At 71.6% G+C, this 23,822-nt stretch carries 22 protein-coding genes; 10 read left to right on the top strand and 12 right to left on the bottom strand.

Going from position 1 to position 23,822, the window contains the following annotated elements; genetic code table 11:
- Positions 1 to 112 precede the first annotated feature (112 nt).
- Genes ACIBP6_RS36220 through ACIBP6_RS36195 form a run of 6 tightly spaced genes read left to right on the top strand, consistent with a single transcriptional unit; the run spans position 113 to position 5,964 of the window.
- Entirely contained in the window at positions 113 to 1,054 is a 942-nt protein-coding gene (locus ACIBP6_RS36220; protein ID WP_397058341.1) for an STM4015 family protein, read from the top strand.
- Positions 1,054 to 2,061, top strand: a complete 1,008-nt coding sequence (locus ACIBP6_RS36215; RefSeq protein ID WP_397058339.1) for an STM4015 family protein — start codon at positions 1,054 to 1,056, stop codon at positions 2,059 to 2,061. The genes ACIBP6_RS36220 and ACIBP6_RS36215 overlap by 1 nt, the downstream gene beginning before the upstream one ends.
- On the top strand, positions 2,061 to 3,104 hold the full coding sequence (locus ACIBP6_RS36210; RefSeq protein WP_397058337.1) for an STM4014 family protein: 1,044 nt from the start codon (positions 2,061 to 2,063) through the stop codon (positions 3,102 to 3,104). Before ACIBP6_RS36215 ends, ACIBP6_RS36210 begins: the two co-directional genes overlap by 1 nt.
- The gene (locus ACIBP6_RS36205; RefSeq protein WP_397058335.1) at positions 3,097 to 3,888 is read left to right on the top strand and encodes an STM4013/SEN3800 family hydrolase; all 792 of its coding nucleotides are present in this window, start codon (positions 3,097 to 3,099) and stop codon (positions 3,886 to 3,888) included. The genes ACIBP6_RS36210 and ACIBP6_RS36205 overlap by 8 nt, the downstream gene beginning before the upstream one ends.
- Positions 3,875 to 5,143: an STM4012 family radical SAM protein gene (locus ACIBP6_RS36200; protein ID WP_397058334.1), complete on the top strand. Its 1,269-nt coding sequence runs from the start codon at positions 3,875 to 3,877 to the stop codon at positions 5,141 to 5,143. The genes ACIBP6_RS36205 and ACIBP6_RS36200 overlap by 14 nt, the downstream gene beginning before the upstream one ends.
- Positions 5,137 to 5,964: an STM4011 family radical SAM protein gene (locus tag ACIBP6_RS36195; RefSeq protein WP_397058332.1), complete on the top strand. Its 828-nt coding sequence runs from the start codon at positions 5,137 to 5,139 to the stop codon at positions 5,962 to 5,964. The genes ACIBP6_RS36200 and ACIBP6_RS36195 overlap by 7 nt, the downstream gene beginning before the upstream one ends.
- 223 nt (positions 5,965 to 6,187) lie before the next feature.
- Here the strand turns inward: ACIBP6_RS36195 and ACIBP6_RS36190 are convergent, their stop codons facing one another.
- The 3 genes from ACIBP6_RS36190 to ACIBP6_RS36180 all read right to left on the bottom strand — a co-directional run bounded on the left by ACIBP6_RS36190 (position 6,188) and on the right by ACIBP6_RS36180 (position 8,623).
- Positions 6,188 to 7,555: a DUF6745 domain-containing protein gene (locus tag ACIBP6_RS36190; protein ID WP_397058330.1), complete on the bottom strand. Its 1,368-nt coding sequence runs from the start codon at positions 7,553 to 7,555 to the stop codon at positions 6,188 to 6,190.
- Complete coding sequence (locus ACIBP6_RS36185) at positions 7,555 to 7,851, bottom strand: hypothetical protein (protein ID WP_132612090.1); 297 nt, start codon at positions 7,849 to 7,851, stop codon at positions 7,555 to 7,557. The genes ACIBP6_RS36190 and ACIBP6_RS36185 overlap by 1 nt, the downstream gene beginning before the upstream one ends.
- A gap of 244 nt (positions 7,852 to 8,095) precedes the next feature.
- A complete protein-coding gene (locus ACIBP6_RS36180; protein WP_397058328.1) occupies positions 8,096 to 8,623 on the bottom strand; it encodes a CGNR zinc finger domain-containing protein in 528 nt (175 codons plus the stop codon).
- Positions 8,624 to 8,651: 28 nt separating this feature from the next.
- Between ACIBP6_RS36180 and ACIBP6_RS36175 the strand changes: the two genes are divergently transcribed.
- From ACIBP6_RS36175 to ACIBP6_RS36165, 3 genes are all read left to right on the top strand, one after another.
- The gene (locus tag ACIBP6_RS36175) at positions 8,652 to 9,533 is read left to right on the top strand and encodes an arginase family protein (protein ID WP_397058326.1); all 882 of its coding nucleotides are present in this window, start codon (positions 8,652 to 8,654) and stop codon (positions 9,531 to 9,533) included.
- A gap of 196 nt (positions 9,534 to 9,729) precedes the next feature.
- Positions 9,730 to 10,644 (top strand): RNA polymerase sigma factor, encoded by a 915-nt coding sequence (locus ACIBP6_RS36170; RefSeq protein WP_397058325.1) that lies wholly within the window; start codon positions 9,730 to 9,732, stop codon positions 10,642 to 10,644.
- Between the two features lie 89 nt (positions 10,645 to 10,733).
- The gene (locus tag ACIBP6_RS36165; RefSeq protein WP_397058323.1) at positions 10,734 to 11,618 is read left to right on the top strand and encodes an alpha/beta fold hydrolase; all 885 of its coding nucleotides are present in this window, start codon (positions 10,734 to 10,736) and stop codon (positions 11,616 to 11,618) included.
- A 17-nt stretch (positions 11,619 to 11,635) separates the two neighbouring features.
- Here ACIBP6_RS36165 and ACIBP6_RS36160 read toward each other — a convergent pair whose 3' ends face one another.
- Positions 11,636 to 13,219: a DUF4434 domain-containing protein gene (locus tag ACIBP6_RS36160; RefSeq protein ID WP_397058321.1), complete on the bottom strand. Its 1,584-nt coding sequence runs from the start codon at positions 13,217 to 13,219 to the stop codon at positions 11,636 to 11,638.
- Positions 13,220 to 13,317: 98 nt separating this feature from the next.
- Here ACIBP6_RS36160 and ACIBP6_RS36155 point away from each other — a divergent pair, with 98 nt between their 5' ends.
- A complete protein-coding gene (locus tag ACIBP6_RS36155) occupies positions 13,318 to 14,103 on the top strand; it encodes an SDR family NAD(P)-dependent oxidoreductase (protein ID WP_397058319.1) in 786 nt (261 codons plus the stop codon).
- 99 nt (positions 14,104 to 14,202) lie between these two features.
- On the opposite strand, the gene ACIBP6_RS36150 is transcribed toward ACIBP6_RS36155, so the two are convergent.
- From ACIBP6_RS36150 to ACIBP6_RS36115, 8 genes are all read right to left on the bottom strand, one after another.
- A complete protein-coding gene (locus ACIBP6_RS36150) occupies positions 14,203 to 14,436 on the bottom strand; it encodes a hypothetical protein (protein WP_397058317.1) in 234 nt (77 codons plus the stop codon).
- 180 nt (positions 14,437 to 14,616) lie between these two features.
- Positions 14,617 to 16,737 carry a Xaa-Pro dipeptidyl-peptidase gene (locus ACIBP6_RS36145; protein WP_397058315.1) on the bottom strand — a complete coding sequence of 707 codons (2,121 nt, stop codon included), beginning with the start codon at positions 16,735 to 16,737 and terminating at the stop codon, positions 14,617 to 14,619.
- A 266-nt stretch (positions 16,738 to 17,003) separates the two neighbouring features.
- Complete coding sequence (locus ACIBP6_RS36140; RefSeq protein WP_397058313.1) at positions 17,004 to 18,041, bottom strand: hypothetical protein; 1,038 nt, start codon at positions 18,039 to 18,041, stop codon at positions 17,004 to 17,006.
- Positions 18,031 to 19,311 carry a Gfo/Idh/MocA family protein gene (locus ACIBP6_RS36135; protein WP_397058311.1) on the bottom strand — a complete coding sequence of 427 codons (1,281 nt, stop codon included), beginning with the start codon at positions 19,309 to 19,311 and terminating at the stop codon, positions 18,031 to 18,033. The genes ACIBP6_RS36140 and ACIBP6_RS36135 overlap by 11 nt, the downstream gene beginning before the upstream one ends.
- A 16-nt stretch (positions 19,312 to 19,327) precedes the next feature.
- A complete protein-coding gene (locus tag ACIBP6_RS36130) occupies positions 19,328 to 20,614 on the bottom strand; it encodes an extracellular solute-binding protein (protein WP_397058309.1) in 1,287 nt (428 codons plus the stop codon).
- Positions 20,615 to 20,654: 40 nt separating this feature from the next.
- Positions 20,655 to 21,521, bottom strand: coding sequence for a carbohydrate ABC transporter permease (locus ACIBP6_RS36125; RefSeq protein WP_397058307.1), 867 nt, complete (start codon positions 21,519 to 21,521; stop codon positions 20,655 to 20,657).
- Complete coding sequence (locus tag ACIBP6_RS36120) at positions 21,505 to 22,464, bottom strand: carbohydrate ABC transporter permease (RefSeq protein WP_397058305.1); 960 nt, start codon at positions 22,462 to 22,464, stop codon at positions 21,505 to 21,507. Before ACIBP6_RS36120 ends, ACIBP6_RS36125 begins: the two co-directional genes overlap by 17 nt.
- Positions 22,465 to 22,676: 212 nt before the next feature.
- A complete protein-coding gene (locus tag ACIBP6_RS36115; protein ID WP_397058303.1) occupies positions 22,677 to 23,630 on the bottom strand; it encodes a LacI family DNA-binding transcriptional regulator in 954 nt (317 codons plus the stop codon).
- Between the last annotated feature and the right edge of the window lie 192 nt (positions 23,631 to 23,822).

Here is a 23,822-nt window from a genome sequence, read left to right as displayed (position 1 = left end):
CCCGGGCCGGCGCGGGGAGCCAAGTCTCCAGTCGACGGTCTGGGGGGAAGTGTCGGGGACATCTGGTAGGACAGGTGCTCACATCGAATCCCCCCGACACGAGGACCACCCCGTGAGTTACCCCCATGACGACCACGTCGACGACTACGCCGGGCTGCCGGTGGCGTCCGTTCCCTTCTCCGAGGAGGAGCCGCAGCCGCGGGCCGATGCCGCAGCCTGGCGGCTGTGGGCGAGCGAATGGCAGGACGACGCGCCCGACCACGTCGCCGAGGGCCTCGACTGGTTCTTCGAGCACGTGGAGACGGAGAAGGTCCAGGCCATCGTGGTCGGCGAGTGGGAGGAGTGCTACGAGTCCGACAGCGGGCCGATCGTCGCCCGCCTGACCGCCGAGCGCGACCGGCTTCCCGCGCTGCGCTCGCTCTTCCTCGGCGCGATCGCGCGGGAGGAGGCGGAGATCTCCTGGATCCAGCAGTCCGACATCACGCCGCTGCTGGAGGCGTTCCCGAAGCTGGAGCGGCTGGAGGTGCGCGGCGGCACCGGGCTGCGGCTCCAGCCGGTGCGGCACGACTCGCTGCGGGTGCTCAGGTTCGAGACGGGCGGCCTGCCGGGCCACGTCGTGCGGGCGGTCGGCGAGTGTGACCTGCCCGCGCTGGAGCATCTGGAGCTCTGGCTCGGCGTCGAGGAGTACGGCGGCGACGCCACGATTCCCGACTGCGCGGCCATCCTGAGCGGCGCGCGGCTGCCCAGCCTGCGCCACCTCGGCCTGCAGGACAGCGAGATGCAGGACGACCTCGCCGCCGCCGTGGCCGCTGCCCCGATCGTGGCCCGGCTCGAGTCGCTCGACCTGTCGATGGGCGTGCTCACCGACACGGGCGCGGAGGCCCTGCTCAGCGGGCAGCCCCTCACTCACCTGCACACGCTCGACCTCAGCCACCACTACCTGAGCGACGAGATGACGCGCCGGCTGCCCGAGGCGCTGCCCGGGGCGCGGGTCATCCTCGACGACCGGCAGAAGCCGGACGGCGAGTGGCGCTACGTCGCGGTGAGCGAGTGATGGACGACTTCGACGAGGAGTTCTCCGGGGAGACGCCGGCCGATCCTCGCGATCCCGGCGAGACGTTCCTCTCGCAAGACGCGGTCTACCGCCATGACATGGGGGGCTCCCACCGGGAGAGGTTCGCCGGCCTTCCGGTGCCGTACGACATCCAGCCGGTGGCCGATCCCGGCCGCGTCGCCTGGGCCCTGTGCGACGAGACGGAGATCGGCCACGACGCGCCCGGATCCGCTCTGCCCGACGGGCTCGACAAGCTGCTGCGGACCGTGAACGGCGCCGAGGTCCAGGCTCTCGTGATCACCGGTTTCGGCGCGACCAACGCGCCCCGGCTGCTCGCGGAGCACGCCGATCGCCTCCCGGCGCTGCGGTCGGTGTTCCTCGGGTTCGTCGAGCCCGAGCACTGGGAGATCTCCTGGATCCGGCAGGGCGACATCACACCGCTGCTGGAGGCGTACCCGAGGCTGGAGCGGCTCGACGTACGCGGTTCCGAAGGGCTGACGATGCGGCCCGTCACCCACCGGCACCTGAAGGTCCTCCGCTTCGAGACGGGCGGGCTGCCCGGTGAGGTCGTCAGGGCCGTCGGCGCGTCCGCCCTGCCGAGCCTGCAGCACCTGGAGCTGTGGCTCGGCGTCGACCAATACGGCGGCGACTCCACGGTCGCCGACCTCGACGGCATCCTCTCCGGCGCCGGCCTGCCCGCGCTCAAGCGGCTCGGTCTGCGCGACAGCCCGATCCAGGACGACATCGCCGCCGCCGTGGCCGCCGCCCCCGTGGTCGCCAGGCTCGAAGAGCTCAGCCTGGGCATGGGGACTCTCACCGATCGGGGCGCCGAAGCGCTGCTCAGCGGTCAGCCGCTGAGTCACCTGCGCGCGCTCGACCTGCGCCACCATTTCCTCAGCGAGACGCTGACGGCCCGCCTGCGGCAGGGGCTTCCCGGCGTGGCCGTCGACCTCGGGGATGCTCAGCCCCGCGACGACGACTGGCTGTACGTGGCGGTGAGCGAGTGATGGTGCGCTTCGCCGTGGTGGGGGTGCCCGGGGATCGGCGGGTGGCGCTGTTCCGGGAGGCGGTGCTCGCGCGGGGTCTGGCGGAGCCGTACGTGATCTCGTGGCGGGACGTGCTGGCCGGGCGGGAGATCGGCGCGCCCGCGGGAGCCCTGGTGCGGATCGATTCGCCGGGCGAGGACGCCGAGGTCGACGCGCTGCTGCGGGGGCCCGGCGACCCGGCGCGGGTCGGCGGGAGCGCGGCCTGGTTCAAGGGGTTCGCCGCCGGCCTGGAGCGGGTGTCGGCGCTTGCGGGGGTGCGCGTGCTGGGAGACACCGGGGAGATCTTGACGATGTTCGACAAGCGCCGCTGCCACGCGGTGCTGGCGGCGGCCGGGGTGCCGGTGCCCGACGCGTTCGAGGCGGTGTCGTACGCCGATCTGCGCGAGGGCATGGCGGGGCGGCGCTGGGCGCGGGTGTTCGTGAAGCCGGCCCACGGCTCGTCGGCGTCCGGGGTGATCGCGCTGCACGCCCACGGCGGGCGGGTGCACGCCGTCACGTCGGCCACCTGGGTCGGCGCGACGCTCTGCAACTCGTTGCGGGTTCGCACCGTGACCGACGAGGCGGAGCTGCGGCGGCTGGTCGACCGTCTGGCGCCCGACGGGCTGCACGTCGAGCGCTGGTTTCCGAAGGCGTCGCTCGGCGGGCGGGCGTTCGACCTGCGGGTGGTCACCGTGGCCGGCACGCCGACGCACGCCGTGGCGCGCACCAGCCGCACGCCCATGACCAACCTGCACCTCGGCGGCGCGCGCGGCGATCTCGGTGCGGTGCGGTCGCGGGCCGCGCTGTGGGAGCGGTTGACCGAGGTGTGCGCCCAGGCCGCCGCCTGCTTCCCGCGCAGCGTGGCGACCGGGGTCGACGTGATGGTGGGGGCCGACTGGCGGTCGGTGGCGGTGGCCGAGGTGAACGCGTTCGGCGACCTGCTGCCAGGCTTGGGGGATCTTTCCGGAAATGACCGGAGTACGTACGACGAGCAGGTCGAGGCGGTCCTCCGTGAACATGCGTGAGATCGTCGGCAGCCACGACATCCTCCTGGTCACGCTCGACACGCTGCGCTACGACGTGGCCGCCGCGCTGGCCGAGGCCGGCGAGCTGACCGGCCTGCTCCCGCCGGGCGTGCGCTGGGAGCGCCGGCACAGCCCCGGCAGCTTCACCTACGCCGCCCACGCCGCCATGTTCGCCGGCTTCCTGCCCACCCCGGTCACCCCGGGGCCGCACCCCCGGCTCTTCGCGGCCACGTTCCCCGGCAGCGAGACCACGGCCGAAGACACGTGGGTCTTCGACGCCCCCGACCTGCCCGCGGGGCTCGCGCAGGCCGGCTACCACACGGTCTGCATCGGCGGCGTGGGCTTCTTCAACAAACTGACACCGCTCGGCTCGGCGCTGCCCGGCCTGTTCGCCGAGAGCCACTGGGCGCCCGAGTTCGGCGTGACGAACCCCGCCTCGCTGGAGCGCCAGATCGACCGTGCCGCCGAGGTGCTGCGCGACCGCCGCGAGCCGGTGTTCCTGTTCGTCAACGTCTCGGCGCTGCACCAGCCCAACCACTTCTACCTGCCCGGGGCCTCCGGCGACTCGCTGGAGAGCCACGCGGCCGCCCTGCGCCACGTCGACCGGCACATCAGCCGGCTCTACGCGCTGATGTCCCGCCGCCGCCCGTGCCTGGTGATCGTCTGTTCCGACCACGGCACCGCGTACGGCGAGGACGGTCACGTCGGCCACCGGATCGGCCACGAGGTCGTCTGGACGGTCCCCTACACCCACTTTCTCCTGGAGCACCATGCGGCCGTATGAGGGTTACGTCTACGCCTATCCCCACAAGACCGCCTACCGGCCGCTCGACCCGCGCCCGCATCTCAAGGAGGTCTGGGCCGGCGAACACCCCGGGGCGCTGTACGTGCACATCCCGTTCTGCGAGATGCGCTGCGGTTTCTGCAACCTGTTCACCCGGACGGGCGCGCCGGAGGAGCTGGTCGCGGCCTACCTCGACACCCTCGAACGCCAGGCGCGGCAGGTACGCGACGCGCTGGAGGAGACCGCCTTCACCACGGCGGCCTTCGGCGGCGGCACGCCGACCTACCTCAGCGCCGGCGAGCTGGAGCGGCTGTTCGACCTGACGGAGCGGGCGATGGGCGTCGACCTCGCGCGCATCCCGCTGTCGGTGGAGACGTCCCCGGCCACCGCCACCCCCGACCGCCTGTCCGTGCTGGCCGGGCGCGGCACGTCGCGGGTCTCGATCGGCGTGCAGAGCTTCGTGGACGCCGAGGCCCGCGCGGCCGTGCGCCCGCAGAAGCGCGCCGAGGTGGACGCGGCGCTCGATGCGATCAGGGACTGCGGCGTGCCGGTGCTCAACATCGACCTGATCTACGGCATCGACGGCCAGACCCCGAGCTCGTGGCTGTACTCGCTCGACACGGCCCTCGGCTGGCGCCCCGAGGAGCTGTACCTGTACCCGCTGTACGTCCGGCCGCTGACCGGGCTCGGCAAGCAGGGCCGGGCGTGGGACGACCAGCGGCTGGAGCTCTACCGGCTGGGCCGCGACCACCTGCTGGGGGCCGGCTACGAGCAGGTCTCCATGCGCATGTTCCGCCTGCCCGGCTCCGGCGCGGCCGGCGGCGACCACTGCTGCCAGACCGACGGCATGGTCGGCCTCGGCTGCGGGGCTCGGTCGTACACCAGCGGGCTGCACTACTCCTTCGAGTACGCCGTCGGCGCCCGCCACGTCCGCTCCATCATCGACGACTACGTGGCCCGCGACGACTTCGACGTGGCGAACGTCGGCTTCGTCCTCTCCCCCGACGAGCGCAGACGGCGGCACCTGCTGCAGTCATTGCTGCGCGCGGAGGGCATGTCGCGGCGGCTCTACGCCGACCGGTTCGGCACGGACGTGCTCGACGACTTCCCCCTGCGCGAGTTCCGCCCGTGGCTGACCGTCTCCGAGGAGACGGTGCGGCTCACCCCTGAGGGGCTCGCCCACTCCGACGCGATCGGGCCCGCGCTCTTCTCGCCCGAGGTGCGCCGGCTCATGGAGACGTACGCGGCATGCTGACCATCCTCTACCGCGGGCCGCTCGCCAGCTGCGACTACGACTGCGCCTACTGCCCGTTCGCCAAGCGCCGTGACACGCCCGAGCAGCTGCGTGCCGACCGGGCGGCGCTGGAGCGGTTCGCCAGCTGGGTGGCGGCTCAGGAGTCGCCGATCTCGATCCTGTTCACGCCGTGGGGCGAGGGCCTGGTCAGGTCGTGGTACCGCCGCGCGCTCGTGGAGCTGTCGTGGTTGCCGCACGTCGCCAAGGTCGCGATCCAGACGAACCTGAGCTGCCGTACCGACTGGTTGTCGGAGGCGTCGGAACGGGCGGCGCTGTGGGTGACGTACCACCCGACGCAGGTGCCGTACGAACGGTTCGTGGCGAAGCTGCGCTCGCTTCCGGTGCGCCACAGCGTCGGCATCGTCGGCGACCCCGCCCACCTGCCGCACGCGCGCCGGCTCCGGGCGGACCTGCCGCCGGAGACGTACGTGTGGGTCAACGCCGAGGAGGGCCGCCTCTACACCGACGCCGAGGCGGCCGAGTGGGCGGCGATCGACCCGCTCTTCTCCTACAGCCGCTTCCCCCACCGCAGCGCGGGGCTGCCCTGCCGCACCGGCGACAGCGTGATCTCGGTGTACGGCGACGGCACGGTCCGCCGCTGCCACTTCGTCCCGGAGGTGCTGGGCAACCTGTACGACGGCTCGTACCGCGCGGCCCTGCGCCCTCGCGCGTGCCCAGCCACGGCCTGCGACTGTCACATCGGCTACGTCCACCTGGAGCCCCTCGGCCTGTACGACGTCTTCGACGGCGGCATCCTCGAACGCATCCCCCACGCCCTCTGATCCAGCGGACATGAGGCATCCAGCCGATCAGTTGTCGTCACACCCTCCGAACCAGTGGGCGCGAGGCATCCGACCGATCAGTTCTCGTCACGCCCTCCGAACCAGCGCCGTAGAGGGACACGGCTGGTCAGGTTTCGTCACGCACCGCTGATCCAGCGGGGTGGGTGACGCGGCGGGTCTTGTTTTGTCACCCACCCTGATCCACGGGAACGTGGGCGGTGGGTCAGGTTTCGCGTCGAGGGCGGTAGTCCTCCTCGGTTGTCCCGAATGTCCAGGCGACACCCTGACGGGCCCGCGCCACCCACGGCGGGACGCGCAGGAAGTAGGTGCGGCGGGTGCCGTCGGGCTCGGGCGTGGAGTTGACCACCTCCACCATGACCAGCGGCTCGTCGCCGGGCAGCTCGATCCGCCACAGCACCCCGGTCTCGTCGGAGTGGACCGGCCGCGCCTCGGACTCGGCCAGGTAGCGGTCGAAACCGAAGTGCTCCAGCATGACGCGGCGCAGCTCGGCGTTCGGTTCGGAGCGGATGCGTTCGGGGGTGAGCTCGCCCAGCGTGGCCCCGAACCCGGCGGGGACCGGCATGCCGTGCCAGGCGTGCAGGGCGAACCCGTCGGCGTACGCCAGGGCCGGGCCGTCGCCGCGATGCAGCCGCCCCATGTCGTCGAGGTGCAGCTCGACGGGCCGCCGCGTGACGATCGCCAGCCGTTCGTACGGCCACCACCACCCGGCGCTCTCCGCCACCCGTCTGAGCCCCGCGAGCCCGCCCGCTCCGCCCGGCCCGTCGCTCCGCCCGTCACTCCGCCCGTCGCTCCGACTGTCGCTCCGGCCGTCGCCGCCCAAGGCGGCAGGCCCGCCGGCCGGGTCTGCGTCGTGGAACCCGTCGAACGCCGACAACCAGGGGGCGTCGTGCTGGCCCAGGACCGCATCGAGAGTCACCAGCCGGACGGCCTCACCGCCCAGGTCGGCGATGCCCCGGCGGATGTCGCGGACCAGCCGATCGACCGCCGGCCAGAGCCGCCCGCCCGTGTCGTCCCAGAGCGCCGCCCAGCCGGTGGCGCCCAGCTCGCCGTACGCGACCGCTCTCGCCCGCTCCCACGGACGGGTGCGAACGGCGTCGCGCACGCTCCGCCCGGGATCGCCGAACCCCAGCAGGGCCTGAAACGCCGGATCTGCGACGAGGGCCGACACCGCCTCGACGCCGCCCTGGGCACCGCCCGACGCCTGCTCCACCCTGCCGTCAGCGACGGCCGACGCCTTCTCGGCACCGCCCACGGCGACAGCCGACCCCTGCCCGGCACCGCCCACGGCGGCGGGCGGCGCCTGCGCGTCGCTGCTCTCGACGGCGGCCGGCACCTGCTCAGGACTGCCTTCAGCGAACGCGCCGAGCACGGACGCCGCCAGCGTGCGGCGCATCTCGTCGCCACCTGTCAGCCAGGCGGCGGCCAGGGCTCCGGCCGCGGGAGAGGCCAGCACGACCACCTGGTCGGGCTCGGCCAGCCCCGCCTCGCGGTACGCCTGCCGCACCGCTGCCTCGGCGTCGCCGCCCGGCCCGGTCGCGAGGGCGACGCCCTCCCACGTCAACGTCTCCATCAGTCGGCCACCACCCGATAGGAGCCCGGGACGTATTCGCGCTGCCGCACCACGCGATACCAGCCCTTCGGCAGGGAGATCGCCTCGTGCTCCTCGTGCACGAGACGCCCGCCCTCGGGCAGGTGCAGGAAGCCTCGGGACAGCGTGCCCGGCCCGGGGATCGCGTGGCAGTGCCCGGTCGCCTCGCCGTACGCCAGCACGAGCCGCCCGCGGGCATCCCGCGGCTCCGGCCGCACCGAGCTCGGCGCGGACTCATCGGCAATGGGGACGAGCAGGATGTCACCCTGTCGGTACATCGGCCAACCTCCATCAATCGGGGGGTGAGGGAAAGCTACCGACCCCCACCGACATTTCCCCGCCACGAACGAACACCCGTGTCAGACACGCCGGACGGCCGCGCCGGCCTCGGCGGCAACACCTGCCGGAGAGGGCATCGGCGACCGCCGGCCGGCGCGCACGGTCAGTCGGGTGACAGGCGCGGGAGACAGGGGCGCGCACGGTCAGTCGCTGACAGGCGCGGAGACAGAGGGGCGCGCACGGTCAGCGGTGGCGGGCGCGGGAGGCGGCGGCGTGGGCGCGGTTGGCGCAGCGGGTGGAGCAGAACTGGCGGCGGCCCGGGCGGCTGCGGTCGACGAACGCGTCGCGGCACGGGCGGGCGGCGCACAGCCGCAGGCGTTCCCAGTCGCCGGCCGCCGCGACGTCCAGCAGCTCCGCCACCGCGCGCACGGCGAGCCGCTCGGTGAGCGCCGCCTGCTCGGGGGCGGCGAGCCGCAGGACGGGAGCCCCGTCCGACTCCGCCACGACCGCGCGCACCGGCAGCTCGGTGGCCCACAGCGCCAGGGTGTGGGTGCGTTCGGCGGGTTCGTCGGCCAGGATCGCGCGCAGCCTCCGGCGCACCTCGCGCACCTGCCACAGCGCGTCCGGCTCGCCGGCCCAGGGCTCGCCCAGCTCGGCGCAGAACCGGCGCAGGGCCTCGGCGTCGGGCAGCCGCTCAGGGTCGTCCAGGTACTCGTCCCACGTGTTGGCGAGATCGAGGGCCACGAGACCCGTCTCGGCGTACTGGCGCATCCGCCCACCTCCTGTTACCGTCACGACTATGAACACAATAACCCCTGACAGGAGGTTGGCAGTCCTCGACGCCCCCTCCAACCTCGGCCTGCGCCAGCCCGCTCCCGACACGGTCCCCGGCTGCTACAAGGCCCCGTGGGCGCTGCGCGACACGGGCCTGCTCGCGCGGCTCGGCGCTGCCGACGCGGGAGCGCTGGTCCCGCCCCGCTACGTGGCCACGTGGAAGGAGGGCGACGGCGTGCGCAACGGCCCAGCGATCGCCGCCTACGCCCGCGCCCTGGCCGGCCGGGTGAGCACCATCAGGGCGGACGGCGGGTTCCCGATCCTGCTGGGCGGCGACTGCTCGATCCTGCTCGGCCCCGCCCTGGCGCTGCGCCGCGAGGGCCGCTATGGGGTGGCGTACCTGGACGCGCACGCCGACTTCCGCCACCTGGGCAACTCCCCTTACGTCGTCTCGGCGGCCGGCGAGGACCTCGCCCTGGTCACCGGCCGGGGCGAGGACCACCTGACGGACATCGACGGCCTGCGGCCGTACGTCAGGGACGAGGACGTGATCGTGCTCGGCGTCCGCGACGAGGAGGACCTGCGCGACGTGGCGGACAGCGGGCTGGCGTACGTCCCGGGAGCGGACATCCCGCTCGCCGCCGTCGAGGAGGTGCTCGTGCGCGACGACCTCGACGGGTTCTGGATCCACGTCGACGCCGACGTGCTCGACCCGTCGGTGTTGCCGGCCGTCGACAGCCCCACCCCGGGCGGCCTCGACGCGGACGGGCTGACCGGCCTGCTCCGTGGGCTGCTCGCCCTACCCGGCGCCGCCGGCCTGCAGCTCACGATCTACAACCCCGACCTCGACGAGGACGGCACGCAGGCGGCCCTGCTGGCCGACATCCTGGTGTCCGCCCTGACCTGAGACCTGGTGTCAGCGAAAGACGCCGCTGTAGGCGTCGAGCGCGAGCCGGCCGCCGAGGTGGGGCACACGGACGGCGAGCGCCGCTCCCTCGGCGCGCGACGCGGTCGTTCGTGCTGGGCGACCGAGGCCCGGCCTCAGGGTGGAACCGGCCTACGTCACGGCAGCTCGCGAGAACGGCCTGCGTACCCTGGGGCGAGTGAGAGGCGACATCTCCGATCAGGAGCTGCTGCGCGCCGCCCGGGACGGCGAGGTGCCCGCGCTGGGCGCGCTGCTGGAGAAACACCGGGCCGGCATGCGGGCGGTGGCCCTGAGCGTGCTGGGCAACGTGCCCGACGTGGAGGACGCCGTGCAGGAGGCGTCCATGATCGCCCTGCGGCGTATCGGCGACGTGCGGCGGCCGGAGTCCTGCGGCGCGTGGCTGCGCATGATCGTGCGTAACGTCTGCCGCGCTCACCTGCGCTCGGCGGGCGCCACGACGCCGGTCCCTGACCTGGCGGCGCTCGCGACGGAAGCGGGCCCCGAGCAGGTCATCGACCGGCACGCGATGCGCGACTGGCTCTGGCGGGCGATCGACGAGCTGTCCCCCACCCTGCGCATGACGGTGATGCTGCGGCACTTCAGCCCCCGCACTCCTTCCTACGAGCAGATCGCCGCCCTGTGCGGCGTGCCGGTGGGCACGGTGCGCAGCAGGCTCAGCGAGGCCAGGGGCAGACTGGCCGAGGCGATGGCCGCGACCGCGGACGCGGCGCACGGCGACGCGTCCGCGCGGTCACGCGCGAGCGCACTGGAGGCGGCGGAGACCCTGGCCGCGGTCGAGCAGGGGCGGTTCGCGGAGCTGGCGGCCGAGCGGTGGACGCCTGACGTCGCCTACTACTCCGGACGGCAGCGGGTGGGCGACCGGGACTTCCTGATCCGGGGCATGGTGAGCGATCTGGAGGCGGGCGTGCGTCAGCGCTTCGTGACCGCCGTCGCGAGCAGCGACACCACCATCTGGGAGATGGACATGGTGAACCCGCCGGACGATCCGCACCACTGCCCTCCGGCGGTCGCCTGGCTGATGTCCATGCAGAACGGCCGGATGCACCAGCTGCGGCTCTTCCACGCCGGCTGAGGGTGGCGCGGATCACTCTTCCCGCATCGAACTTCTCCGGCCCCGCCGCATCTTGTGGGTGTCCGACTACCTCCCACATGGAGATTTCGATGGAGAAAGACCTGTTGTCCCCCGGCGCCCACGACGTCGTGGTGGACGGCCTGACCCAGCGGTACCACGTGTACGGCTCGGGCCCGGTCTGCGTGGCCATGCCAGGCGGGCCCGGCGTGATCTGGGAGTCCCTGCGCATGCCGGCCGCGGAGGAGTTCCTCACCATGGTGTACGTCGAGCCGCTCGGCACCGGCGGTTCGCAACGCCTGCCGTCGCATCCGGACGGCTACAGCCGTGAGCGCTACACGAGAAGCCTGGTCGGCCTGCTGGATCGGCTGTCCCTGCCCCGGGTGATCCTCCTCGGGCACTCGCACGGCGGTTTCGTGGCCCAGTACTTCGCGCTGCACCACCCCGACCGGCTCAGCGGCCTGGTGCTGTACGAGAGCGCCCCGGTGACGGGCCCGCCGCACATCGCCGAGGCCGGCACCAAGATCGAGGAGTTCGTCCGGCGGCACGAGGGTCAGCCCGACCTCCCCAGGGTGCTCCACGGGCTCCGGTCCATGAGCGTCACCGACGACGAGGAGATCACCACAACACTGCGTGACCTGATGCCGGTCTTCTTCGCGCGCTACTGGGAGCGCGAGAACGAGTTCGGCAGCCTGCGCGAGACGATCTCCTGCACCTACATCTCGTCCCTCGACGAGAACCTGGAGCCCGACATCATCGACGACCGGGACACCCTCCCGTCGCTCGCCGTGCCCACCCTGGTCGTGGTCGGCCGGTACGACGTGCAGTGCGGCCCGCGGTGGGCGGAGGAACTCCACGCCCTGATTCCTGGGTCACGGCTGGTCGTGCTGGAGGACAGCGCGCACCTGGGTCACCTGGAGGAACCCGCCGCGTTCGCGAACGCCCTGCGGGACTTCACCCGGTCGATCCCCGCGTAACCCCCCTGCGGCCCCCGTCACCTGGGGACGGGGGCCTGACCCGGCATCACGTACGGGCTCGTGCTGGTGTGGCCGGCGCCGTTCGTGGCGGTGATCGCCGTCCACGGCCCCGAAGGGGTGTGCGGCGCCCAGGCCGACTCCAGTCGCCCGCCCGCGTGCCACTCCTGCGCCACGGCGGCCTCGCCGAAACGCAGCGTGCCGCCGCGCAGGTGGTAGCCCTCGACGAGGACGCCCGGCCGCCCGTTCATCTCCTTGGGGTAGGCGTTGACGATGATCGGCTGCTGCCACCCCTGCGCGATGCCGTCGGCCAGCGACGGCGCGCCGGGCCGGTCCTGGCAGGTGAAGAACGGCTCCCACCCGTACGAAATGATCTTCGCGGAGTACGGCGCCACCGCCATGACCTGCTGGTCGAGCCGGGCCTTGGTGGTGCGCCCGCGCAGCGGCAGGGGGTCGACGCGGCCGCACTCCCCCGGCACCGGGGTGGGCTCGAAACCCTCGACGTTCGCCCACAGCTCCACCCCGTCGGGCACCCGCCGGGCCGCCGCCACCATGAACTCGCGCGTGGAGCCGTAGTAACCCTGCTCGTAGGTCACCTGGCCGACGACCGGCGCCAGCCGGGGAGCCACCACGGCGCCGTCCTCCTGCTCGCCGTGCACCGGCACCTTGCCGGTGCCCCGCCCGTCCTGCACGGCGACGGCCATGGGCAGGCCGGCCCGCGTGGAGGCGATGTCGGCGAGCCCCTCCTCGGTCTGCTCCGGCGGGAACCCGCGGCCGCGCCGGCCGTCGATGTACGGGCTGACCACGAGCTTCTTGCCGGGCAGCGCCGCGGCCACGACCTCGTGCTGGGCCGCGTACAGGGCGATGATCGGGTCGGTGTCGGAGCGCGCCCGCATGGCCAGCTCGAACGACTGGTACACCCCGCCGAACGCCGTCATCGCCTGGAACCGCTGCCGGTAGTCGGCCAGCACCCGCGCGGTGAAGGCGTTGAGCGCGTCGACGTGGTCGAGGTCGGGCTCCCACGGCTTGCCCTCCCGCTGCGGCGCCGCGGGCAGCCCCGGGAAGACCGTCATGCCGTACGCGCTCGCCTCGGTCATGAGGTGGCCGATCCCGTCGCCGTCGGTGGAGACGATCACCAGGTCGTGCTCGGGGTCGGTGCAGGAGGCGGCCAGCGACAGCCGGTAGAAGATCCGCTCACCGACCACCACCCGCCGGTCGAGCCCGGGGCAGCGCAGCATGCCCTTCCCGAACTCCTCGCTGGTCGTGTACGAGTAGACGTGGCGGATCCGGGTGCCCGGCACCTCGGCGCACGGCCGGCCGTCGATCACGCAGTCGGGGTCGGACCCGACGGCGAACCGGGGGCCGAACGTGATCAGCGTGTCGCCGCCGATCCTGCGGATCCCCTCGACCATGCTGCGGGTGACGCACCGGTCGGCGCGCGGGATCACCCAGTAGCCGGTGACCGCGTAGGGGGCTGTCACGCGGGTGTCGCGCGGCGGGCACCCGTCGCCGGGCGGCTCTTCGGGGTCGTCGGGGACGACCATGGCCCCGACCATGACGACCACCAATGCCACTGCCGAGACGATCCACAGGATCCGGTGCACGCACGCCCCTTCCACGCCAACACCACCCTACGTATCACTGCCCCGGTGCGAGCGGTCGTGAGGTGATCGCGCAGAATGGGCGGGCAGGGGGGAACATCGTGCGAATCGATCTCAGCGGAAAGACGGCTCTGGTCACCGGCTCCACCCAGGGCATCGGGGCGGCCATCGCCACCGGCCTGGCCCGGGCGGGCGCCCGTGTCGGCGTCAACGGCCGCGGTGAGGCCTCGGTGGCGGCAGCCGTCGAACGGATGGAATCGGGCCTCGACCTGGTGGCGGCGCCCGGCGACGTCTCGACGGAGGAGGGCTGCGGGCAGGTGCTGCGGATGCTCCCCGACGTCGACATCCTGGTCAACAACCTGGGCATCTTCGGAGCCACGCCGGCGCTGGAGATCACCGACGAGGAGTGGCGGCGCTACTTCGAGGTCAACGTGCTGGCCGCGGTGCGCCTGACCCGCGCGTACCTGCCGGCCATGAAGGAGCGCGGCTGGGGCCGGATCCAGTACATCGCCAGCGACTCCGCCGTCGTCATCCCGGCCGAGATGATCCACTACGGCATGACGAAGACCGCGCTGCTGGCCGTCTCGCGAGGCTTCGCCAAGGAGGCGGCCGGCACCGGGGTGACGGTCAACTCGGTGATCGCGGGGCCCACGCACACCGGCGGCGTGGAGGATTTCGTCTACCAGCTGGTGGACCGCGAGCTGCCGTGGGAGGAGGCGCAGCGGGCGTTCATGCGCGAGCACCGCCCGCAGTCGCTGATCCAGCGCCTCATCGAACCCGAGGAGATCGCGAACATGGTGGTCTACCTCAGCTCGCCGTTCGCCTCGGCGACGACGGGCGGCGCGGTGCGCGTGGACGGCGGCTACGTGGACGCGATCCTGCCCTAGAGCTTCGCCCGGAGCGGCTTGCCGCATTCATCAATGCATGCGGCAAGCCGCTCACCGCGGTCGCCATTTCCGTCCCCGCAAAAGCGCCCGCGGGCCCAGCTAGTCAGTGAGCAGATCGAGATTGATCGCCGCCCAGAACAGAATGGTGGCCACGAACGCCACCTTCAGCAAAGTGCCGATACCGCGCCAGAAGTCGCCGCGGATGCCGGGGAGCGCCGCGACGGCCTTCGCGAGATTGGCGACGGCGTCCTGCCACTTGTTGTAGAGATCGATTGCGCGTTGCAGCCGTCGGCCGACGATGACGAACGCGAACGCGATAATGATCAGAATCATGACGTCACGGTCTCCGCCCACCAGACAAAGGTAAGCGGCCGGTCACACCATGGCCAGAAAATCGCCGCGATCGGCGAAACAGGCGCCCTCAATAAAAGATAAAATCGAAGATATCCCTCCATTGGGCGAATATCGCGATATCGGATATTGCGCCCGCTTTACTGCATTATTCGAGCGGGCTCACTTGGCGACGTTCGACCGAGCGGCGGCGCGGACGAGTGCGGAGCGTTCCTGGGCGCTGATCAGGTCCGCCGCGACGAGCCGGTCGGCGACTTCGGTCACGTGCCGCACGAACTGCCCGTGGTTCGGCCAGTCCTCCGTGTCGAGGATGTGATCGTTGACCGTGCAGGTGCCGGCCAGCGTACGGTTGGGCACCCCGCTGTCGACTTCGCCGACCACCACCGTCGGCCGGGCGTCCGGCTCGGCGCAGATCGGCATCGCGAGCGGCCCGCCGACGACGGGCAGGTCGACCGACGTTCCTGCGAGGTCGACGGTGAGCACGGTGCCCGGCGCGGGATGCAGGGTGAACTCGTGGTCGGTCGAGAAGATCATCAGCCCGATCCGCGACCCCGCGGGGACGACCTGGTCGTCCGGCTGCAACGGCACGGTCAGCTCGACGAACTCGCCGGGTTCGAGCGGGTCGCCGCGCCGCAGCGAACGGTTGTTCTGCGGGTCGGCCCAGCCACGGGTGATGATGCTGGTCGTCGAGCCGCGGGTGCTGGACTCGCAGCCCACCCCGCTGGTCCACGGCAACCGGACCAGCGCGATCGACAGGTTCGCCGCCGGCTTGCTCACGGCCAGCCGGATCCGGACCTGGGCGGTGCCGGAGATGTGCACGGGCGCGCTGAGTTCGGGGGTGACGTAGAGCAGCCGGTGCTCCGACGCCTGGGTGGCCAGGGTGCCCGCGTTGCAGGCCAGGTCACCGGCGTCGACGAGTTGCTCCGTGCCGCTGTCCGCCCGGGCCAGCGAGGTCAGCCCGCCGGTGGTGCCGCCGCCCTGCTGCAACGTCAGGCCGACCGGCGCCGCCTCGGGGTTCGGATAGTCGGCGTAGGGCGTGAGCCGGCTCTCCCCGGTCTCGTTGCGGACGATCCAGGCCCGGGGGTCGTTCTCGACGTCGTTGTGCTGCCCGTAGAGATAGCGGGTGAACCACCGGTTGCGCATGTCCAGCGGCGGCGCGCCGCCGTGCCCGCCCTGGTGGAAGTACGCCTGGACCGGTGTGCCCTGCGCCTTCAGCGCGTCGAGGATCCGGACACTGTGCTCCGGCACCACGTTCCAGTCGTTGAAGGCGTGCGCCATCAGGGTGGCCGCCCGGACTCCGCGCACCGCGTTGAGGAGGTCCCGCCCCGCCCAGAAGTCGTTGTAGTCACCGGTCGCCCGGTCCTGGTGCCGGTTCATCAGGTCGACGCGGACGTGCTGGGCGCAGTACTCCCGGCGGTCCGGATAGCCGCTGCTGATGTAGTCGAAGAGGTAGTCGATGTCCTCGCCCAGCCAGCCGCCCGGGTGCCGGACCAGCCCGTTCGAGCGGTAGTAGTGGTAGTAGGAGGTGTTCGGCGCGATCGGCACGATCGCCTCCAGCCCCTCGACCCCGGTCGTGGCCGCCGCCAGGGGAAGCGTCCCGTTGTACGACGTACCGGTCATCCCGACCTTGCCGGTGGACCATCCGGTGGCCGCGACCTGCTCGCCGCCGACGACGCTGGTGTAGCCCTTCGCCCGGCCGTTCAGCCAGTCGACGATCGCCTTCGGCGCCAGCGACTCGTTGGCCCCGCCCACCGTCGGGCAGCCTTCGGACAGCCCGGTGCCGGGCGAGTCCGAGTGCACGACCGCGAAACCGCGCGGCACCCAGGTGCTGACCTCGCTGGTCGACACGGCGGTCCGGTCCGGCCTGAACGCGATCGGGGGCGGCGAGGCCCGGGGCGGAGGCTCCTTGCCGAGCTCGGTGTTGACGTTCCAGAAGTACTGCCGCTGGGTCGAGGCCGTTCCCGCGTAGTACGGGCTGGTCTCGTAGACCACCGGCACCTTCAGCCCGTCGGCGGTCGGCCCCGGCCTGGTCACGTCCACGTGCATGCGGTCGAGCCGGCCGTCGCCGTCGGAGTCGAACTCCGTCTCCACCCATAATCGCTCCCGGATCCAGGTGCCGGGATCGGCGAACTCGGACACGATCTGGGCCTGCCCGTCGGCGAAGACCGGCCCCGGGAGCGGGTCGGCGGTGGCCGGTGCGGCGGTCACGGCGGCGGTGAGCGCCACCAGCGCCGGCACGACCAGCAGAGTGGAGATTCCCAGGCGTGGCGTTCCTCGCGTCATCGTGAATCACTCCATGTCAGCGCGGCGGCCGACGGAGGACCTGGCCCGACGGCAGCGAAGAGCGCGGCGCTGTCACCCGCGGTGCACCCCGTGGCCGGGCTGGATCTCCGTCTGGTCAGCCGACCCTATCCGCGGCGCCGACAGGGATCACCCGACATCTGACGGAACTTCGGCGGGCGGGATTCGACCACCGTAGCGCCGGGACGCGCCGCTGTGCGGTGCTGCCCGGCTGGTCCCGCCGCGGCGCGACGGGTCGCCGGTCTCCCTCAGGTCAGCCGCGCCGCCAGCCAGTCGAAGGCCTGCTCCTGCCGGGGCACGTCGAAGCTGTGCGGCACGTCGGCGAAGACCGCCTCGTACGCCTCGGGCGCGCCCCGGTAGCGCTCCTCGATCACGGCGTGCGCCCGGCGCATCCCCGCCTCCGGGAACAGCTCGTCGCGCAGCGCGTACTGCACCATGAGCGGCGCGGGCGCGCGCGAGGCGACCAGGTCGGGCCAGTCGCCCAGCCGCGGCAGCCCCGGCGGGTAGAGCATCCAGGTGTGCCGGTGCACGTGCGTGCCGATCAGATCGCGGTACGACGACATCATGGCCGCCACCACGACGGCCCTGATCTCGGGGTCGAACGCGCCGAGCAGGCCCGCCCTCAAGCCGCCGCCCGACAGCCCGGCGCAGCCGACCGGGCCCACGTCGGGCCGCGAGCGCAGGTAGGCCGCCGCGGCCAGGTCCTCCCCTGCCACCACACCCGCGAACGACGTGCCGAGCGCCGCGCAGTGCTTGGCCACGACGTGCTCGTGCTCCCGGGCGGCGGCGTCGTACCGGTCGGGCTCGCTCCCGGGGCCGTCGGGGACGTCCAGCGGGAAGCGGCGGCTGCCCCAGGCGAGCACGTCGTGCGCGAGCACGGCGAAGCCGCGCCGGGCCAGCGCCCCGGCGAAGGCGCGCCCGCCGTAGACGGCGTCCCTGAGCCTGCGCACCTCCGGCGACGGCCCTTCGGGACCATCGGCGATCTTGTCCTTGCCGGCCCACTTCATGCTGGAGTGACAGTGCAGCGCCACCACGCCGGGCAGCGGCCCGTCCGCGTCACGGGGCCGCAGCAGGTACGCCCCCGTGCGCGGCCCGAAGCCGACCGTCCAGGACAGCTCCTCGCCCCGCAGGTCGCCGTCGGTCCAGGTGCGCTCGACCCGCACGTCCCGCGCGGTCAGGTCGAGCACCCCCATGGCGTCCCGCGCCGCCGCCCGCAGCTCGACCCCGGGCAGCGCCGGCGTCGGCCCGAACTGCGCCGCGGCGACCCCGGCCAGCTCAGCGAACACGCGTGCCGTCGTCGGCCAGGTGGACGGGAGCCCCGGTGCGGGCCGAGACGTTGGCCGCGTGACCGGTCAGCACGCTGCGGATGCCGTCGCGGTAGCCGGCCTGCCGGGCCAGCGGGTCGCCGCCGGGGCCGCGGAAGACGTCGTCGAGCAGCAGCCGGTCGCCGCCGCCGTGCCCGCCGGCGCCGCTCTCGATGGGCACCTCCTCCGGCGGGCTCCAGTGGCGGCGCAGCGTGAGCCGCTCCGACGAGCCGGTCGCGTGCTCCTTGGCGGCCGCGCTCGGGTCGATGGCGGCGTGCGGCGGCGCCCACTCGCGCTCGACCACGTCGAGCTCCAGCCGGCCCTCGGTGCCGTTGAAGGCGACCCGGTAGCCCTCCCACGGCGCGTGCGCGTGCAGCGAGTACGTCAGGATCGCCCGGTTGGTGTAGCGGACGAGCACCGACATGTTGTCGTCGATGTCGATGCCCTCGCCGAAGACGTCCTGGTCGCGGAGGTAGCCGTCCTCGTGCTCGGCGTCCAGGTAGAGGCTCTTGAGCCGGGGGTCCTGGGAGATGTCGAGGATGAACGGGTCGCTGCCCAGGCCCGGCGCGCCCTGCCCGCGCGCGGGCCGCTCCTCCAGGCCGCGCTTCCTGGCGTTGCCGGCGCCGTAGAAGCGCAGGTCGGTCTGGGCGAAGACGAGCTCGGGCGCCGCGCCGAGCCACCAGTTGACCAGGTCGAAGTGGTGGGTGGACTTGTGCACGAGCAGGCCGCCGGAGTTGGCGCGCTCGCGGTGCCAGCGGCGGAAGTAGTCGGCGCCGTGGATCGTGTCCAGCGTCCACTCGAAGTGCACCGACGTCACCTCGCCGATCGCGCCCTCCATCAGCAGGCGGCGCACGGCCGAGTTGCGCGGCGAGTAGCGGTAGTTGAAGGTGACGACCAGCTTGCCGGCGCTGCGTTCGGCCGCCGCGGCGATGGCCGCGCAGCCCTCGGCGTCGGTCGTGAGGGGCTTCTCCACGATGACGTCGCGGCCGGCGTCGAGCGCCGCGCACACGTAGCGCGCGTGCGTGGCGTCGACGGTGGTGACGATGACCGCGTCGGCGAGCTCGAGCACCTTGTCGAACTCCGCGGGCCCGAAGCAGGGCACCTCGCCGCCGATCCGCTCGGCGTAGTAGGCCATGCGGGTCCGGTTCGTGTCGCACAGGGCGACGATGGTGCCGGCGTCGCGCCACTCCCCGAGCAGCGCGTCGACGTACATCTGCGCGCGGTGCCCCAGCCCGACGAACGCGTACTTCATGTCTCTCCTCTTGCTGTCAGCCCGCGATCGAGGCGTTGGCCTCGGCGATGAGTTTCGCCGCGGCGTCGTCCGGGGTCATCCGGCCGAACATGACCTCCTCGGAGTAGCGGGTGAGGATGTCCTCCATGGCGCTGGCGCCCTTCGGCGGGGCCGCCGGCGGGTCCTTCAGCTCGCTCTTGGCCTCGTCGAGGAAGGCCAGGGTCTTCTGGTCGGCTTCCGGCAGTTTGTCCCTGACCGCCGCCAGCACCTTGGCGTTGGCCGGCAGGCCGCGGTCGCTGAGGATGATCTGGCCCGCCTCCGGGTCGTTGATCATGAAGTCGATGAACTTGGCGGCCTCGGCCGCGTGCTCCGACTGCGACGAGGCGGCCAGGAACATCGCCGGCTGCATGAACATGCCGCCGGTCGTGGCGCCCTCCAGCTTCGGCATCCGCAGCAGCTCGAGGTTCTGCCCCGAGGCGCTCGCCGCCGCGCCGAGCTGGTTGCTCCACCACATGCCCATCGCGCCGGTGTTGGTGCCGAGCAGCGACTGGTCGACGCTGGTCGCGCCGACCTCGGCGCTCTTGGCCGCGTCGGGCGAGCCCTTGGTCTCGATCAGTTTCTGCATGATGGCCCACCATTCCTTGATGGTCTGGGGGGACATCGCGAGCTGGTTGCCCTGGTAGAAGGACTCGCCCTTCTGCGCGGCGTAGATCTCCAGGTACGCCGGGTTCCAGCTGAGCTGCGTGCCGGTGACCTTGCCGTCGCTCCCTGCGGTGATCTTGGAGGCCAGGTCGACGTAGTCGTCCCAGGTCCACGTGGTGTCGTCGGGCAGCTTCTGCCCGCTGCTCTCGACCAGGGCGGGGTTGACCATCAGGGAGAAGGCGTTGGCGCCGTTCGGGATGGCGAACTGCTTGCCGTCGATGGCGCCGGTGGCCAGCAGCTTGGCGTCGATGTCGGCGGCGTTGACCGAGCTGGACAGGTCGGCCAGGGTGCCGCGGTCGGCGTATTCGCGCAGGGCGCGGATCTCCAGCTGGATGACGTCGGGGGCGTCACTGGCCGCGACCTTCGTCGACAGTGATTCGTAGTAGCTGTCGAAGTCGGAGAACTCGCCCTCGACCTTGATGGTCGGGTTCTTCGCCTCGAACTTCGCGATGGCCTCTTCGGTCATCTTCTGCCGGGCGTCGCTGCCCCAGTAGGAGAAGCGCAGCGTGACCGTGCCGCCGGCGCCCTCGCCGCCGTCGCCTCCGCCGCCACAGGCCGCGGTGACCGCCAGCAGAGCGGCGGCGAGTAATGCCGCGGACCACTTTCTCTTGCCTGAGCTCACGGCTTGACCTCCTGTAGGGGGTTTCAGTTGGGGGGATGAGCTACTTCAGGCCCGTGGTGGAGATACCACGGATCAGGTATTTCTGGCCGGCCAGGAAGAACCCGAAGATGGGGCCGAGTGCGATGATCGACATGGCGAACATGGGCCCCCACGAGGAGTCGCTGCTGGCGTCCAAGAACGTGCGCAACGCTACCGGCACGGTGAAGTTGTCAGGATTGTTGAGGTACAGCAACTGGCTGAGGAAGTCGTTCCACGTCCAGATGAACGTGAAGATCGCCGTCGTGGCCAGCGCGGGCAGGCACAGCGGCATGACGACCCTGCTGAAGATCCGCCAGTAGCCGGCCCCGTCGATCTCCGCGGCCTCGTCCAGCTCGGTGGGCAGCGTCCGGATGAACTGCACCATGAGGAAGATGAAGAACGCGTCGGTGGCCAGCACCTTCGGCATGAGGAGCGGCCAGATCGTGTTGATCAGGTCGAGCTTCGAGAACATGATGTACTGCGGCACGATCGTCACGTGGTACGGCAGCATGATCCCGCCCAGCATGAGCGTGAACCACAGCTTCTTCAGCGGAAACTCCAGCCGCGCGAAGGCGTAGGCCGCCAGCGAGCAGGCCACCAGGTTCGCGACCACCGACAGCCCGGTGACGACCGCGGAGTTCCACAGGTAGTAGCCGAAGGAATGCTTGAGCGCCGTCCAGCCGGCGGTGTAGTTCTCCAGCGTGACCTGGCTGGGCCACAGCCCCGGCTCCCGGAAGATGAGATCCTCGGGCTTGAGGGAGCTGGAGATCATCCAGAGCAGCGGATAGATCATGACCAGGCCGAAGGCGATCAGCAGCGCGTGCTTGACGAGCCGTCCGCCCCTGATCGGGCGGAACAGGAACGGGATCGGCCTACTTGGTGTCGCCATAGAAGACCCAATACTTGGAAGCGAGGAAATTCACCGCGGTGAGCCCGGCGATGATCAGCATCAGGACCCAGGCCATCGCGGCCGCGTAGCCCATGTCGTAGTCCCTGAACCCTTGCAGGTAGAGGTAGAGCGTGTAGAAGAGCGTGGAGTCGGCCGGTCCGCCGCTGCCGTTGCTCACGATGAACGCCTGCGTGAACGACTGGAACGACTTGATGAGCTCCAGCACCAGGTTGAAGAAGATGATCGGCGTCAGCAGGGGCAGCGTGATCGCGCGGAACTGCCGCACCGGCCCGGCGCCGTCCACCGCGGCGGCCTCGTAGTAGCTGCTCGGGATCTGCCGCAGGCCCGCCAGGAAGATGATCATAGGGGCGCCGAACGTCCACACGTGCAGGAGGATCAGCGTGCCCAGCGCGTAGTCGGGGTGGGCGACCCAGCCGGTGCCCTGGATGCCGAAGATCGCCAGCACCGCGTTGACCAGCCCGTCGGCGCCGAACACCTTGCGCCACAGGATCGCGATCGCGACGCTGCCGCCGAGCAGCGAGGGCAGGTAGAAGATCGAGCGGTAGATCGGCAGGCCGCGTAACCCCCGGTCGAGCACCAGCGCCAGCGCGAGCGCGAAGGCCAGCTGCATCGGCACCGAGACGACCACGTACACCGTGGTCACCCAGAGGGAGTTGAGGAACCTCGGGTCCTGCGTGAACATCCGGACGTAGTTGTCCCAGCCGACCCACGTGGCCTCATCGAGCAGGCTGTAGTCAGTGAACGACAGGTACAGCGAGGCCACGATCGGGCCGATGGTGATGACGAGCAGGCCGGCGAACCAGGGCGCCAGGAAGAGGTAGGCGGCCCGCGCCTCGCGGCGGGAACGTTTGGTGGAGCGGTGGCCGCCGCGTGCGGGTTCGGTCACCGCGTCCCGGGGCTTCACCGCCACCGAGTCAGCCATGACGGAACTCATTCGTCATCACGGACCTTCCGGCGAGATGTGAATGGATAGCGCTTTCCTATAGCCGTCCGGAAAGTTCCGTCAACCCTTTGCAGACGTTACATAGCCGTTACCGATATATCGCCAGCACGTTTTCCCAGTTGAACGACGTGGCCAGCTGATAAGTCAGACGAATTTCGCTCCGGTTTAGTACAACCGTTTGCAGCAGCACGCTACCGTGGAGCCGCAGTGGAGTCTCTGACGACCAGGCGCGTCTCCAGCGAGGTGGTCGCGCTCACCTCCTGGATGAGCAGATCCACCGCCAGCCGCCCGGCGGCGGCCGTCGGCATGGCGACCGTGGTGAGCTTCGGGCGGTTCAGCCGTCCGGGCACGATGTCGTCGATCCCCACCACGCTGATGTCCTCCGGCACGCTCAGCCCCAGCTCCCCGAGCCCCTCGATGAGCCCGATGGCCACCAGGTCGTTGTAGGCCAGCACGCCGGTCACGCCGGAGTCGCGCACCCGCCGCGCCGCCGCGAAGCCGCCCCGCTCGATGGGCGCGTTGGGGCCGACGACGACCAGCTCCACGCCCGGCACCTGCTCGGCGGCCGTACGGATCTCGGCGCTCGTCCACGAGCCGGACGGGCCCGACACCAGGGCCACCCGGGTGTGCCCGAGCCCGGCGAGGTGCTCGACCGCGAGCTTCGCGCCGTGGCCGACGTCCATCAGCACCGTGGCCGCGCCGCGCAGCCGCCGGTTGATGACCACGAACGGCACCCGCTCGGCCAGCCGTTCCAGCGCCTTGTTGGACGAGCGCGGGCTGCACAGCACCACGCCGTCCACCTGCTTGGAGAACGCCTGCACGAGCTCCTCCTCGGCGGCCGGCTCCTCGTCGGTGTCGGCCACGAACAGGTGGTAGTCGCGCTGGCGGGCGGCCGCGTGGGCGGCCTTGATCAGCGGCGGGAAGAACGGGTTGGCGATGTCCGCCACGATGAGACCGAGGTTGTGCGTACGACCGGTCGTGAGCGCCCGCGCCGCCCGGTTGGGCCGGTAGCCCAGCTCCTCGGCCACCGCCAGGACCCGCGTGCGGGTGGTGGCGTTCACCATGTGGGGAGCGGAGAACGTCCGGGACACAGTGGACACATGCACGCCGGACGCCCGGGCCACATCACGAATCGTCACTGTCACAGTCGCCCACCATAACGCAACCGCTTGCAGAATCCCGGTCCGGCGTGAAAGCGCTTGCCCCTCAACCCCGCTTCTGCCCTCCTCGGGAACCCCCAGCTAGAGGGCCAGGCAGCAAATCACCTCTTGACGGCCCGGCCTTCCTGACACAAAGGTTTGGTGCAACTGTTTGCAGTCCTGAAGGAGCCCCTCACG

The organism is Nonomuraea terrae, assembly GCF_044465245.1.
Lineage (GTDB): Bacteria > Actinomycetota > Actinomycetes > Streptosporangiales > Streptosporangiaceae > Nonomuraea > Nonomuraea terrae.
Note: the sequence above shows the minus strand (reverse complement) of the source record. Positions and strands in the feature narration are given on the sequence as shown.